Annotated in this window: 14 protein-coding genes; 10 read left to right on the forward strand and 4 right to left on the reverse strand. The window is 43.8% G+C overall.

The features are described from left to right. Window positions 1-2 precede the first annotated feature (2 nt). From WJM94_RS17050 to WJM94_RS17070, 5 genes are all read left to right on the forward strand, one after another. Entirely contained in the window at window positions 3-1,118 is a 1,116-nt protein-coding gene (locus WJM94_RS17050) for a glycosyltransferase (RefSeq protein WP_444495394.1), read from the forward strand. Next, window positions 1,115-2,545 carry a GumC family protein gene (locus tag WJM94_RS17055; protein ID WP_444495395.1) on the forward strand — a complete coding sequence of 477 codons (1,431 nt, stop codon included), beginning with the start codon at window positions 1,115-1,117 and terminating at the stop codon, window positions 2,543-2,545. Before WJM94_RS17050 ends, WJM94_RS17055 begins: the two co-directional genes overlap by 4 nt. Window positions 2,546-2,682: 137 nt before the next feature. Continuing rightward, window positions 2,683-3,774 carry a glycosyltransferase gene (locus WJM94_RS17060; RefSeq protein WP_444495396.1) on the forward strand — a complete coding sequence of 364 codons (1,092 nt, stop codon included), beginning with the start codon at window positions 2,683-2,685 and terminating at the stop codon, window positions 3,772-3,774. After that, window positions 3,771-4,973 carry a glycosyltransferase family 2 protein gene (locus tag WJM94_RS17065; protein ID WP_444495397.1) on the forward strand — a complete coding sequence of 401 codons (1,203 nt, stop codon included), beginning with the start codon at window positions 3,771-3,773 and terminating at the stop codon, window positions 4,971-4,973. The genes WJM94_RS17060 and WJM94_RS17065 overlap by 4 nt, the downstream gene beginning before the upstream one ends. Next, on the forward strand, window positions 4,970-5,608 hold the full coding sequence (locus tag WJM94_RS17070) for a sugar transferase (protein ID WP_014232122.1): 639 nt from the start codon (window positions 4,970-4,972) through the stop codon (window positions 5,606-5,608). The genes WJM94_RS17065 and WJM94_RS17070 overlap by 4 nt, the downstream gene beginning before the upstream one ends. A 233-nt stretch (window positions 5,609-5,841) precedes the next feature. Here WJM94_RS17070 and WJM94_RS17075 read toward each other — a convergent pair whose 3' ends face one another. Next, window positions 5,842-6,138, reverse strand: a complete 297-nt coding sequence (locus WJM94_RS17075) for an antibiotic biosynthesis monooxygenase family protein (RefSeq protein WP_444495398.1) — start codon at window positions 6,136-6,138, stop codon at window positions 5,842-5,844. Window positions 6,139-7,050: 912 nt separating this feature from the next. Here WJM94_RS17075 and ltrA point away from each other — a divergent pair. The 3 genes from ltrA to WJM94_RS17090 all read left to right on the forward strand — a co-directional run bounded on the left by ltrA (window position 7,051) and on the right by WJM94_RS17090 (window position 9,754). Further along, entirely contained in the window at window positions 7,051-8,523 is a 1,473-nt protein-coding gene (ltrA, locus tag WJM94_RS17080) for a group II intron reverse transcriptase/maturase (protein ID WP_444495399.1), read from the forward strand. Between the two features lie 665 nt (window positions 8,524-9,188). Then, complete coding sequence (locus WJM94_RS17085; protein ID WP_444495400.1) at window positions 9,189-9,536, forward strand: Hpt domain-containing protein; 348 nt, start codon at window positions 9,189-9,191, stop codon at window positions 9,534-9,536. A 26-nt stretch (window positions 9,537-9,562) separates the two neighbouring features. After that, window positions 9,563-9,754, forward strand: coding sequence for a hypothetical protein (locus WJM94_RS17090; protein ID WP_444495401.1), 192 nt, complete (start codon window positions 9,563-9,565; stop codon window positions 9,752-9,754). A 185-nt stretch (window positions 9,755-9,939) separates the two neighbouring features. Here WJM94_RS17090 and WJM94_RS17095 read toward each other — a convergent pair whose 3' ends face one another. Beyond that, entirely contained in the window at window positions 9,940-10,203 is a 264-nt protein-coding gene (locus WJM94_RS17095; protein WP_444495402.1) for a hypothetical protein, read from the reverse strand. A gap of 233 nt (window positions 10,204-10,436) precedes the next feature. Next, window positions 10,437-11,051 (reverse strand): glutathione S-transferase, encoded by a 615-nt coding sequence (locus tag WJM94_RS17100; RefSeq protein WP_444495403.1) that lies wholly within the window; start codon window positions 11,049-11,051, stop codon window positions 10,437-10,439. Between the two features lie 142 nt (window positions 11,052-11,193). Between WJM94_RS17100 and WJM94_RS17105 the strand changes: the two genes are divergently transcribed. Continuing rightward, the gene (locus tag WJM94_RS17105) at window positions 11,194-11,769 is read left to right on the forward strand and encodes a TetR/AcrR family transcriptional regulator (RefSeq protein WP_444495404.1); all 576 of its coding nucleotides are present in this window, start codon (window positions 11,194-11,196) and stop codon (window positions 11,767-11,769) included. A 1-nt stretch (window position 11,770) separates the two neighbouring features. Further along, the gene (locus WJM94_RS17110; protein ID WP_444495405.1) at window positions 11,771-12,175 is read left to right on the forward strand and encodes a PPC domain-containing DNA-binding protein; all 405 of its coding nucleotides are present in this window, start codon (window positions 11,771-11,773) and stop codon (window positions 12,173-12,175) included. A 3-nt stretch (window positions 12,176-12,178) separates the two neighbouring features. Here the strand turns inward: WJM94_RS17110 and WJM94_RS17115 are convergent, their stop codons facing one another. Next, window positions 12,179-12,730 (reverse strand): hypothetical protein, encoded by a 552-nt coding sequence (locus WJM94_RS17115; RefSeq protein WP_444495406.1) that lies wholly within the window; start codon window positions 12,728-12,730, stop codon window positions 12,179-12,181. Window positions 12,731-12,740 lie beyond the last annotated feature (10 nt).

Consider the following 12,740-nt stretch of genomic DNA (forward strand, 5'->3'; position numbering starts at 1 on the left):
CTATGCGAGATCTTATTGTTTTTGGTGAAGATTTTGGTGGCTTACCATCGAGTACACAACATCTGGTTACCCGGTTAGCAAAACAACGCAAGGTACTTTGGGTTAACTCGATCGGACTCCGTCAACCCAAGTTAAATATGCACGATGTTAAACGTGCTTGCTGTAAGCTTGTGGGTAAAAGTAAAGGTGGCTACACCGACCAACGAGAGCATCACGTAAATATTACGGTGATAAACCTTAAAACGCTTCCCGCTCCTAAGTCAGCATTCGCACGTTGTGTCGCCAAAACCTTGATGCGTCTTCAACTGAAACCCGTTATCGAGAAGCTTCAGCTGCACAAACCGATTTTATGGACTTCACTGCCGACTGCAGCCGATTTATGTGGAACTCTGGGTGAGTCATCGGTGGTTTACTATTGCGGAGACGATTTCTCATCGCTTGCCGGTGTCGATCATGAGGTGGTCAAACAGCACGAAGACAAACTCGTGGACCACGCGGACCTGATACTCGCAGCCAGTGCACCCTTGCTAGCGAAATTTCCGCAGACCAAAACTCATTACTTGCCTCATGGCGTAGATACCTCACTCTTTAGTCAGCCAAGCCAGCGTGCCACGGATTTACCCTCTCCAAATCACAAGATTGCCGGGTTTTATGGCAGCCTGTCTAACTGGCTAGATTACGAACTCATCGAGCAAGTTTGCCTCGCGAACCCTAACTGGCAATTCGTGTTTATCGGCCCAATTGAACTTCCAAGCTATCCGCTGCCAAAACTGGCGAATGTGCACTACCTTGGTCCTAAGCCACATCGCGACTTACCCAGTTACAGTCAACATTGGGATGTGAGTCTACTTCCGTTTAAATCCAATGGACAAATTGCTTCATGCAGCCCTTTAAAATTACTGGAATACTTTGCGGCAGGTTGTCCCGTCATCACTACTCCATTTCCCGCCTTATCGCCTTACAAAGCCTTGGTTTCAACCGTCACTGATTGCGAGCAATTCACAGAGGCATTAAATCAGCTAGATCGTGAATCAACCTCTGAGCGACAAAAGTCAGTCATCAACGAAAGTTGGGATGCACGTACGCTTAAATTGAACCGTATGTTGGAGTCACTATGAACGAGTTAAAACGGAGATTTATCGTCATACTCAATTCAGCATGGCGACAACGGTATGTGATTGTCGTACCCATTCTTATCCTTCCATTCGTTGGATACTTTATTGGTAAAATTGCACCGACTAACTACGTGTCGCATACGTCAATGCTGATTCAGGAAACCGCGAAGATGAATCCGTTTCTGGAAGATATCGCGGTATCAACCATGCTAAAAGAACGTCTAAATGCCTTGAGTACGCTATTGAAAAGTCGCCATGTACTCACTGCGGTGGCGAATGAGCATCAGCTTATTAACGACTCTATGCCACCAGCCAAGCGTGATTACATCATCAATCAGCTTTCAAACAGTTTAACGATCACTCAACCGGGCAAAGACTTTCTTAAAATCTCACTGACCGCTCCCCGCCCGGACGGTATGAAAGAGTTATTAGAGTCTATCAGTGAACATTTTATCGAGCAGCTTCTCGCACCAGAGCGTTCATCGATTCAGGACTCGTCAGAATTTCTCGCTATCCATATTGAGAAACGCAGACAGGAACTCGACATTGCGGAAAATGAATTGGCTGATTTTAAAAATCGCTTTGCATCGGTAACGCCGGAGATGCAAAGTCAGTCGCTAGGCCGCTTGGCTTCTCTGAAACAAAGCTACGCAGAGAAAAAAGCCGAACTCGCAGGGGTTGAAAAGAGCCTGGGTTCCCTCGATCAACAACTGTCAAAAACCAATCCCGTGGTCGGAAAAATCGAAGATCAGATCATCGAGATTCGTAGCGAACTGACTCTTCTCAAAGCGAAATACACTGAGAGTCATAGTGCTGTTCAAGGCAAAGAACGCGAGTTACGCCGTTTAGAGAATGAACGCGCCTTATTATTGAAAATGGAGCAACCTAATATCAGTAGCGATCAGCTTTGGGATATTGCCAGCAGTAATAAATTAAAAGATCTTGGAGAGATTCAACCTTTACTCGTCACCCAGCTACAAAGCTTGCAACTCGTGCGAGGCCGTTATGAATCGCTCACAGAAGAGACAAAAAGTTTAAAAGAAATGATTTCCAGTCTGGAGCAAGAAGCCAATCGATTCGGTGACAACGCGAAAACCATGCATCGTTTAGTTCGCAATGCTGAAATTAAGCGTCAACTCTATGATGAATTAATTCAACGTTACGAAATGGCTCAGCTCACAGGTTCTTTAGGGGTTTTCGAGCAAAACAAACGCGTCAAAATTATTGACCTTCCCTATACCCCTAGTCGTCCGGCGAACCTTCCGGCGATTGTATTTGTCATTGCGGGATTGGTGGCGGGAATTGGTTTAGGTGCTGGTGTTGCGTTATTGATCGAGCTGTTTGATTCATCGATCAGACGCAAAGAAGAGATCGAAGCCATTACCCAGGCGCCTGTACTCACGCACATCCCAAGAATAAAGCCGTATTAATCATAACGATTTTCAAATTGACTTTCAGCTTGAGAAATACAACAAAAAACTCATAACTCATTGTATTAATTAGACAATAAATCTGGCACACATAATGCTAATACTAGTTCAGAGCTAAACATCCGTTAGGAGCGAGTATGAGCATAAAGTCCAAAACGATTATTCACGTGGTTCAGCACCTTTCCCCTGGTGGATTAGAGGCGCTCGCACTCAACATGCTGGCGTTTTCGTCCCCACACCAGAAAGTACTCATTGTTAGTTTGGAAGGTACAAAACAAGAATCAGTATTGAAATGGTCAAAACTGAAGCCGGTTGAAAACCAATTAATCTTTCTTAACAAGCCGTCAGGCTATAGCGTTAAGACGCTGATACGGCTTGTTAAACTGTTTCTCACGTTAAAGCCAAGCGTTGTTCATTCCCATCATATTGGTCCGATTCTATACGGCTCCGTTGCTGCTCGCTTGGCCGGGGTAAAAGCTCGAATTCATACCGAACACGATGCATGGCATCTATCAGACCAAAAGCACCGCGCTTTACAAAACCTGGCACTAAAAATCGCTAAACCCTGCGTTGTTGCCGATGCACTCCTGGTAAAACAACGAATTCATCAACATTTTGATTATCAGGATGTCAGGGTGATCAAAAACGGTATCGACTGCGAGAAATTCACCACTGGCTCCAAGCACCTTGCTCGTCAACTTTTTGGACTGCCTGTGCAAAGCACAATTATTGGTACGGCAGGTCGATTGGAACAAGTCAAAGGTCACGACATTTTGATCAACGCAATGGCGTTACTCCCGAGCCATATACAGCTAGTTATCGCTGGGGATGGTAGCCAACGTATCAAATTAGAACAGCAAGTGCAGCATCTTGGGTTAAACAGTCGAGTAACCTTTCTTGGTCTTGTTGATGACATGACGCGATTTTATCAAACGCTGGACTTATTCTGTTTGCCCTCACGTCGTGAAGGTTTCCCGCTCTCTACTTTAGAGGCTCAAGCATGTGACATTGTCACTTTAGCAAGCAACGTTGGTGCAACAAAAGAAACCCTTTGCCCAAGCACCGGAGTGTTGTTTGAAAGTGAAAACTCACAGCAGTTGGCCGCCAGTATAAAAACCGCCTTAAACAAACCAGTAAAAGCATCCCCAAGACAGTTTGTCTTAAAGCATAACGACATCAGGGACATGATGCGTGCATACGAAACATTAGCTGAGGAGAAAAGCGCATGATTGATTTACTACTTACCACACTGTTTATTGTCAGTTGCGTGTTGGTTATCTATCACCACGTTGGCTACCCTGTTTTACTGTCTTGGTATTCTAAAAATCACCCTTACAAAGCCCGCAGCCATAGAACGCGTGGATACAAAAATATCAAAAGCGATCAAGGATGTTCAACCATCACTATATTGGTGCCGGCCTACAACGAAGAGCAGTGGATAGCGGACAAAATTCGCAACCTATCTTCGCTTGATTATCCAAAAAATAAGTACAAAGTCATCATCGCATGTGATGGCTGTACCGATAACACAGTGAGTATTGCAGAACAAACCATCCAAGAAGCAATTTGTTCCGATACACATTTTGAAATCCGGGCATTTAAAACCAATCGTGGCAAAGTTGCCCTGATAAATGAACAGATGAAAACTATCACCAGTGATATTACGGCATTGAGCGACGTTTCCGCCCTTATTTCCATTGATGCGCTATGGATTGCAAATACACATTTTCAGGACAGTAAAGTCGGCGTCGTCAATGGTCACTATCAATTGTTTAAGCCGGGTAATGCAGGGGAAGCCAGTTACTGGAAATACCAAAGTCAGCTTAAGATGCGTGAAGCCTCACTTGGCTCAACGCTTGGGGCACATGGCGCATTTTATCTATTCCGCACGCACCTGTTTGAATCTATAAGTGCCAATACAATCAATGATGACTTTATAATTCCTATGTCGATCGTACGTCAGGGGTATATTGCTGAATATGAGCCTGAGATGGTTGCTCTGGAGATGGAAGCCACCAACGAGAAAGATGATTTTAGCCGAAGATTGCGTATCTCTGCTGGCAACATGCAGCAGGCAATCCTGCTTTGTGAGATGTTCTTACCGAAGTACAGGGGTGTCGCATTTGCATTCTTTTCCGGCAAAGGGCTACGGCTCATGACCCCTTACCTACTTCTATTTTGTTTTGTTAGTTCTATCGCCATGATGGACAACCCATTTTTCATGGCTGCACTGGCCACTCAAATCGCGATCTATTCACTGGCGATTGTGATTTATCACCTACCACATATATTTTATCACAAAGCCTGCAAGCTACTGCTTTACATCGTTGCTGGTCATTGCGCAAATTTCATCGGTGGTATGCGCTACCTATTTGGTCTTGAATCAGGAAAGTGGTCTCGTGTGGGCCAAAAAGGAGATGTACTATGAGCAACGTATCCGCACATATTTCAATTTGGTTTGCAAAACGACTCTTTGATTTGTTCGGCGCGCTATTTGGTTTACTGCTTCTATCACCAGTAATGCCTTTTATCGCGATAGCAATCAAACTCTCCTCTTCAGGCCCTGTATTTTATAAACAGCTTCGAGTCGGCAAATCTACACCAGAGAAAATGATGTTTTTTGAAATCATTAAGTTTCGCACCATGTACCAAGATGCAGAACAACACACAGGGGCAGTTTGGGCGACGGAAAATGACCCAAGAATCACGCCAGTTGGACGATTTTTACGTAAGACTCGTTTGGATGAAATCCCACAACTTTTTAACGTAGTTAAAGGTGACATGTCACTGATAGGTCCACGACCTGAACGCCCTAGCTTCTATAGCAAACTGGAGAGTGCTATCCCTTATTTCGCTGATAGAACCTATGGCGTGATGCCGGGTATTACCGGATTAGCGCAAGTCAATCAGGGTTATGATACCTGCATTGATGACGTGCGAAGAAAAGTCGGCTATGACCACAGTTACGCGCTTTCTCTATGCTCGATGAAGTCTTGGCTCAGTATGGATATGAGCATCATTACCAAAACCATTGTGGTGATGTTTGATGGTCGGGGGCAATAATAGAGATAGGCACTGGATTTAATCATTGTGACACACAGCGATGATCGAGTTATAGGGCATTGGTTAATTACGCAAGAGGCTCAAAGGTTACCCCCTTTGTGCCTCTACTGTGCTTGAGACAACTTATTGAAACGCCTTACCATGATTAGCTAGAGTTTCTTTAGCACGCTTAATACATACGATTTATCTATCTATTGACTCCAAAGACGCCCCTGCGCGATTTGTCGCTGACACTATTTAGTTCTATCTTCTATTTCGTCGAATGCTTCAACCGAGATACGTTCAGCAATTGCACGCATCTTCTGCATTTTTTCTGGATTACGATTTTCCCAAAACTGTTCCCAATTTTCGCGCGTTCGCCATTTGGCAATAGTGAGAACCTTTTCAGGCTTATCATAGGAACGGAGCATAAAGCTACCGAGCGCACCTTCTACCGAAGTGTGGATGGATTCGGTCGCCGAACGCCAGGCATCTTGAAACTCGTCCATTTTCTCGATTGGTACACACCACTCATACACAACTCTAAACATAAAACTCCCTGTAAGATAAGCAGGTTTTAAATTCCAAACCATTTAGCACATAACGTCACGTTATGGGGTGAACCAAAGCAATGCTGAAGCCGCTGCAGCCACCTTAAATACAACTAGTACATATAACCTACCAATCCATGTGTCCAACTGCCCAGATTTTGCCGCTCATTGACTTCCTCTTCTGCAGTCTACTGATTTAGTGGCTATTCAATCATCGTGAAGTGTGTGATTGTAGTGAGTGAGTTGATTTGGCCTGTCGGTAAGAGGTTTTGCAATACCACAGGTTATCCGTTAAATGCTAATTTAGTAAAGGCTGTAGCTCGTTTATGTCCGTGCGACGTGAAGTCGCATGAAGCGCTGTTCACCGCGATAAGAGTGAACCGTTTGTATCACCAGACGACCCTAAGGCTCTGAATAAAGCAGCGAGCCTGACAATGTAACGAAGTTTGGCATAGTGCTAGACGGGAGCGAAACCGTGAGGTGATGCTCCTCCTGATAACCACGAATTGGGTGAGTGCTAGGGAATCAGTATGATGAATGAAAGTGAATCCATGTAAGGTGCGTTATGCGATGAAGCAGCGGAAGTGGTTAATACGCTGTGGCCAAAATGGCGATGGGAGTAGGAAAGAGGTTGGACAGTACTCTTTCGTGATCGATAGGCTCCCCGCACTATAGTGGGCATCTAACCTGATATTGCGCGACATGTGGAACACGGTAAGCCAGTATCGTTCCTTTGGGAAAGCTGTCTGTGAAGAGAGCCGATAGCGGTGCTGGTAAAGGAGGTTGGAAAAAGCGAATGCTGCATTGTAATGATGCAGATACAGACGGATGTCTGACACGAAAGTGTGCCCACTTCCAACTGGTCTCCCATTGCAAGATGATTTGGAAAACTTTATTTAAGAAGGAACGCAGATGATCTCTTCTCATGAAGTGAGTGCCCCTTCTGGCAGCGCCCAATGGCAATCCATCGACTGGAAAGCGGTTGAGCGCCATGTGTTAAGGCTCCAGATGCGCATTGCAAAAGCAATCCGAGAAGGTAAACACGGTAAGGCGAAAGCACTACAGTGGATACTGACTCACTCGAAAACAGCAAAGCTTCTCGCTGTTCGTCGAGTATCACAAAACAAAGGCAGTAAAACGCCAGGAATTGACGGCGACATCTGGAACACCGATGCACGTCGAATGGCGGCAGTCAGTTTACTGAGCAGAAAAGGCTATCGGGCCAAACCGCTCAGAAGAATCTATATCCCAAAGAAAAACGGCAAGCTTAGACCATTAGGTATCCCGTGTATGATAGACCGAGCGCAACAAGCGTTACATCTTCTAGCACTAGAACCTATATCTGAAACAATTGCCGACCCTAACAGCTATGGTTTTAGACCCAATCGAAGCGCAGCCGATGCAATACAGCAGTGCTTCAAATGCCTGTGCAAAAAGGGAGCAGCACAATGGGTTCTTGAGGGGGATATCAAAGCTTGTTTTGACAAGATAGGTCACCAGTGGCTACTTGATAATATCCCGACAGACAAAAGGATGCTCAAGCAATGGCTGGGATGTGGCTATATAGACAAGGGGCTGTTCTACAAAACGGCAGAGGGAACACCACAAGGTGGGATAATTTCACCCACCCTGATGTTGCTTACTCTTGTCGGACTAGAAAAGTTAACTAAGTCTATAGCTCGCAAAACAGGCAGCAGAGTAAACTTTATAGGTTATGCTGACGACTTTGTTATCACAGGGTCTTCAAAGGAAGTCCTTGTGAATGACATTAAGCCGCAACTGATGGCTTTCTTACAAGAAAGAGGCTTAACGCTTTCTGAAGAGAAAACGCATGTGACTCATATCAATGATGGCTTTGACTTTCTTGGTTTTAACGCCAGAAAGTACAAAGGGAAATTGCTCATTAAACCGAGCAAGTCCAACGTATTATCATTCTTACGAAACATGCGTGACCTCATTAGAAAACACGCAACAATCCCAGTAGCCGATCTCATCAAGATGATGAATCCGAAACTACGAGGATGGGCGAATTACTATCGCCATTGTGTTGCTAAACAAACCTTCGGCTATGTTGGCCACCAGATGTTTCTAGCGTTATGGCGATGGTCAGTCAGGCGTCACCCAAACAAGGGGCGCAAATGGATCGCACATAAGTACTTTCTAAACTATCAAGGGCAATGGATTTTCCATGGCTGGTTTAAAAAGGATGGACTGTATGGCGTGATCCGACTGTTTCAAATCGGTCAGGTGCCAATTAAGCGACATGTAAAAATCATGAGTCAAGCGAACCCGTTCGATCCTTTTTGGGAAGGTTTTCTCAATGAACGTAAGGTGAAAAACACCGGTCGCAATTCATGGTTTGACCCTGTCGCCACTGCTTTGTGAGTTGCTGGGTTACAATAACGCCTTAGTGGAGGCTTGAGCCGTATGCAGTGAAAGTTGCACGTACGGTTCTCAGGAGGGCGGCATCTGGTAACAGGTGTCGCCTATCCGACAAAAGTATGTTGTAGTGCGGAAAATATAATGCATTTACTAGATACGACTGACTTCACTACTCAGTTGAGTATTCACGCCCAATCGATCCTAAATACGCTACCAAACTTAACCATACGACTGCTTATAAAATGTGGCTAAAGTCCCCTTTTCCTTGCTAACGCCTTGCTATTATGCAGTCAGGTTACTAGCTTAAAAGTAATGCTCTGCAAGGAAGAAGAACATTGAATGAAGATAGATTGGATGCTGGTGATACAAACACTTTAGTCGTTGGTGACTCTCCGACGTCTGTAATGACGAGAAATCACCAAGCGATTTCATTAGACTCAAAGACGACTAAGATCGTTTGCCTGATATATGCGCATTGGTCGCAGACTAAGGCTACACGGTCTTATGGCTCTTGTTTATCCACTACTCTTCGCCTTGTAATCACATACCTCTTACAAAGTTCGTCACCTTCAAATTGGTCTCTCTGGTTGAAAGACTATCTTTCTGGTTTTTACCTAACCCGACTGCCTGCACCTTTTAACTATCATTTGCTATATAGGGATTAAGAGATGATCAATTTCACCTTGTTAAACAAATATATGGATAACGATGTAGAGATGATTATCACAGTGCTGTCTACATATTTAGAGGAGCACGTTAATGGTTTAGAGCGCATTAATGAGTTGTATGCCAATGAAAACTGGCCAGAACTACATTTGCTAGCACATAGTTTAAAAGGAGCATTAGAAAGTTTCGGAGAAGATACAGCGGTCACGGCGTTGCAAGAAATTGAACAAGATACGCGCAACAATATTGCACCGGATGCGTCAGATATCACTATAGTTAATAGGGAACTGTTAACGATCAATCAGCAGATTTTTGCTTACTTAGACTACATGAATAGCAAATCTGTATAGGCTTAAAACGGGGGGGATATATGGCAATGAACAATAGCAACTTTAGAGAGCTGATCGACTCACTCAAGGATTTAACGCCAACTCAGAAAAGGTACCTGATTAGCCGGACGAAAATGTCGTTAGATGACGAGTATGGCATGTTCAGAACTGAAGAACTTCTGACTCAAGAAGAGTTGGAGGCATTACTATCGCCAACACAAACTACCGAACCAAAATAATAAAAACCGTCAGTGCTAGGAACCAGGTAAAGCGATAACGCTTTGCTTGGTTTTTAGATTCTTTTTTGTAGTCAAAGTAAGAAAACTTGATATCCCCGAAAGAACAACAAGTTTCGTTAGCGACTCCCCCGCCTAAAACCAAAACAAAGCCATTTTTGCTAAACCTGACTTAGCGTTCTTTCTGATTATTGACGTAACACGTTATTCGTCGACTGCTCATCTCTGAAGCGATTGTAATCTTCTGCCAGTAATTGGTGTTGGTAACGTGTATACGATAGGGCTTCATTAGATACTACTATTTGATTTTCTTTCTCTATCAACTGCTCACGTAACTGCTCAATTTCCTGATTTTGCTGGTTATTACTGTTATACATAGCGATTAATGCAAAAACAGACATCATCAACATTGCAATTAGGACGTTATTGATGGTTTTCACTTGAATATTCATAACCCTCTCCCTGTCTCTTATCGCGCTTCTCATATTGAGAACAACGTCTTCAGACCAAAAACAAGAGGCTTTACGGCAAACAAAAAGCCAACTGTTACAGATATAAGTATAGATTAATGATAGAAAAAGAAGAGAAAATCCAACAAATTGCGTGTGTTAGATTCCAAAAAGAAAAGCAGCAAACGAGACAAACGCTTGCTGCTCACAATATCCGAAATGAATATTACCGTTAATTAGCTTTGGAATGCTTCACGAGCTGAAACTTGTTCATACCAGCGGGCAATATTTGGAGCGGTAGAAAGCACATCTATCTGAAGTGCATTGATTGCAAAACCAACGAATATAAAGCCAGTAATATCAACGATGGTGTAACGATCGGCTGCGATGAATTCGCTTTCCCCTAAACGTTTATCAAGAATCGGTAAAAACTCCAGTACGCGTGACTTAGATTCCTCACCCCACTCTTTGACGCAGTTCTCACGATCTTGATAAATCGCCGTGATGTTTCTAAATGCCTGAAATGCTGCATACAACCCTTGAAACTCAACAACACGATGCCACATTTCAACTTGAGCGCGCTCACGTTGATTTCCACCAAATAAGTTAAGATTGTTACTAAACTCCTCATCGAAATAACGACAAATCGCAACACTCTCACAAATCGTTGTACCGTCATCCAATTCTAAAACTGGCACTTTACCGTTAACGCTTTTTTGTTTGAAAGAGTCGATGAGGTTTTCACCTTCACGTACGTTTAATGCGACTCGCTCTACGTCACCACCAATTTCTTTAAGAAAAATGTTAACTCGCTTACAACTTGGCGTCATTGCGGTTTCATACAACTTCATGTTACACCCCATTCCTTTATCTAACTGTTCGGTTAGGTTATACTCTAGTCAATTTATAAACGTTCAGTCAAGAATATAATTATTAGTCAGTTCATAAGATTGGAAGATGTTTTAAGGCAAATATTTCTGGGTAGGTAACTATATGGCAAGAAAAGCTAACTTCGACAGAGATGAGAAACTCTTAGTCGCGATGGATGTGTTTTGGCGCAAGGGCTTTGCGAATACGACCATCTCCGATCTAACAGATGAATTGAACATCAACCGATTCAGTCTATACAACACCTATGGTGACAAGCAGCAGCTCTATTATGAAGCGCTTGATGCATACCTTAAAAAGGTATCGTTACCCTCACTGACAAATTTGCAAAAAGACGGTGCTTCACTACGGGAAATCGAAGCTTTTTTGACATCCTTTGCCGCGCTTCAACGCAAAAACAGTTGTGGCTGTTTTATTCAAAATGCCTTAGTCGAACACGCTGGTGAAGATGAGGATGTTCTGCGTATGGGGCATTTCTTGTTTGACCATCTCATCGACATTCTGACTGAAGCAATAGTAAACGCACAAAAGGAAACGTTGATTCCTAAAACGCTGAAACCAGCACAACTGGCGTGTTTTATTCTCAATAACATGCAAGGCATGAGGGTTCTCGGCAAAGCCAAGCGATATACCGATTTAGACACAGCGTTGTCGTGTCTTCTGGTATTAATCAGGAAGTAACATGTCATTAAACGTAATTGCAATTCGGCTCACCAGAGGCATGGATCTCAAACACTGTCTTGCTAAGATCGTTCAAGACCATAACATCAAAGCGGGCAGCATCGCTTCTTGCGTAGGATGTGTATCAACACTCAAGCTTCGCCTTGCCGGCGCAGAAAGTACGTTATCCAAAAATGAGCCGTTTGAGATTGTCTCTGTAATGGGAACCCTAACCCCTGATCATCAGCACATACACATTTCGGTTGCGGACAAACAGGGTCAGGTTTGGGGTGGCCATTTGATGGAAGGAACCATTATTGATACCACCGCAGAGCTGATCATTCATAGCTATCCAAACCTAAGTTTTGGCCGTGAGATGGATGACAAAACAGGCTATACCGAACTCGTGGTGAATGAAACTGAATGATGTTTAATGTTTGGTGGAATTAAACCTCTCTTCCGCTTCTCGGAAAATAGTTTTAACGTGCTCTACATCCCATGGGCGCTCTACCAACGTTTCATGGTCCCATTCACTTCTAGGCTCTGTCGGGGCAAAAAAGTCCCCACCGTAGACATGAATAGCGCCAGTCATTTTTCCTATTGGATTAAGAACTGAATGGATGGCCGTTTCATCAAGTACGCATATGTCTCCTGCCCCAAGGGATTTTGCGCCGGAAGCTTCAATTCCTGTCGAAGTTTTTTTCCAGAAAATATTGTCTTCTCTTCCTGTATAAATACCCACAACCGAAAACATCTGGTGGTTATGTGGCATTAAGTTCATGTACGGAGCCCAAGCAAAGTTAATAATCGTGAGTGTAGGAGATCTGTGCAACAGATGTATTCCGGCATGTTCTTGGTTTCCAAGTACAGAGATGACCTTGCCTTTGTCAGACACAGCTTCAGCGACGACTTCACGAACGGCTTCTTTCCCCTCTGCGACTGCTTTTATACAATTTTCTATTAACTTGTCAGTACTAAACATGGCAATGTCC

This window comes from Vibrio sp. YIC-376, from assembly GCF_052353105.1.
In the GTDB taxonomy this organism is placed as follows: domain Bacteria; phylum Pseudomonadota; class Gammaproteobacteria; order Enterobacterales; family Vibrionaceae; genus Vibrio.

What these genes read in the sequence shown, in the direction of transcription:
- WJM94_RS17050 (WP_444495394.1), top strand. Translation starts at nt 3, where the DNA reads ATGCGAGATCTTATTGTTTTTGGTGAAGATTTTGGTGGCTTACCATCG.
- WJM94_RS17055 (WP_444495395.1), top strand. Translation starts at nt 1,115, where the DNA reads ATGAACGAGTTAAAACGGAGATTTATCGTCATACTCAATTCAGCATGG.
- WJM94_RS17060 (WP_444495396.1), top strand. Translation starts at nt 2,683, where the DNA reads ATGAGCATAAAGTCCAAAACGATTATTCACGTGGTTCAGCACCTTTCC.
- WJM94_RS17065 (WP_444495397.1), top strand. Translation starts at nt 3,771, where the DNA reads ATGATTGATTTACTACTTACCACACTGTTTATTGTCAGTTGCGTGTTG.
- WJM94_RS17070 (WP_014232122.1), top strand. Translation starts at nt 4,970, where the DNA reads ATGAGCAACGTATCCGCACATATTTCAATTTGGTTTGCAAAACGACTC.
- WJM94_RS17075 (WP_444495398.1), bottom strand. Translation starts at nt 6,138, where the DNA reads ATGTTTAGAGTTGTGTATGAGTGGTGTGTACCAATCGAGAAAATGGAC.
- ltrA (WP_444495399.1), top strand. Translation starts at nt 7,051, where the DNA reads ATGATCTCTTCTCATGAAGTGAGTGCCCCTTCTGGCAGCGCCCAATGG.
- WJM94_RS17085 (WP_444495400.1), top strand. Translation starts at nt 9,189, where the DNA reads ATGATCAATTTCACCTTGTTAAACAAATATATGGATAACGATGTAGAG.
- WJM94_RS17090 (WP_444495401.1), top strand. Translation starts at nt 9,563, where the DNA reads ATGAACAATAGCAACTTTAGAGAGCTGATCGACTCACTCAAGGATTTA.
- WJM94_RS17095 (WP_444495402.1), bottom strand. Translation starts at nt 10,203, where the DNA reads ATGAATATTCAAGTGAAAACCATCAATAACGTCCTAATTGCAATGTTG.
- WJM94_RS17100 (WP_444495403.1), bottom strand. Translation starts at nt 11,051, where the DNA reads ATGAAGTTGTATGAAACCGCAATGACGCCAAGTTGTAAGCGAGTTAAC.
- WJM94_RS17105 (WP_444495404.1), top strand. Translation starts at nt 11,194, where the DNA reads ATGGCAAGAAAAGCTAACTTCGACAGAGATGAGAAACTCTTAGTCGCG.
- WJM94_RS17110 (WP_444495405.1), top strand. Translation starts at nt 11,771, where the DNA reads ATGTCATTAAACGTAATTGCAATTCGGCTCACCAGAGGCATGGATCTC.
- WJM94_RS17115 (WP_444495406.1), bottom strand. Translation starts at nt 12,730, where the DNA reads ATGTTTAGTACTGACAAGTTAATAGAAAATTGTATAAAAGCAGTCGCA.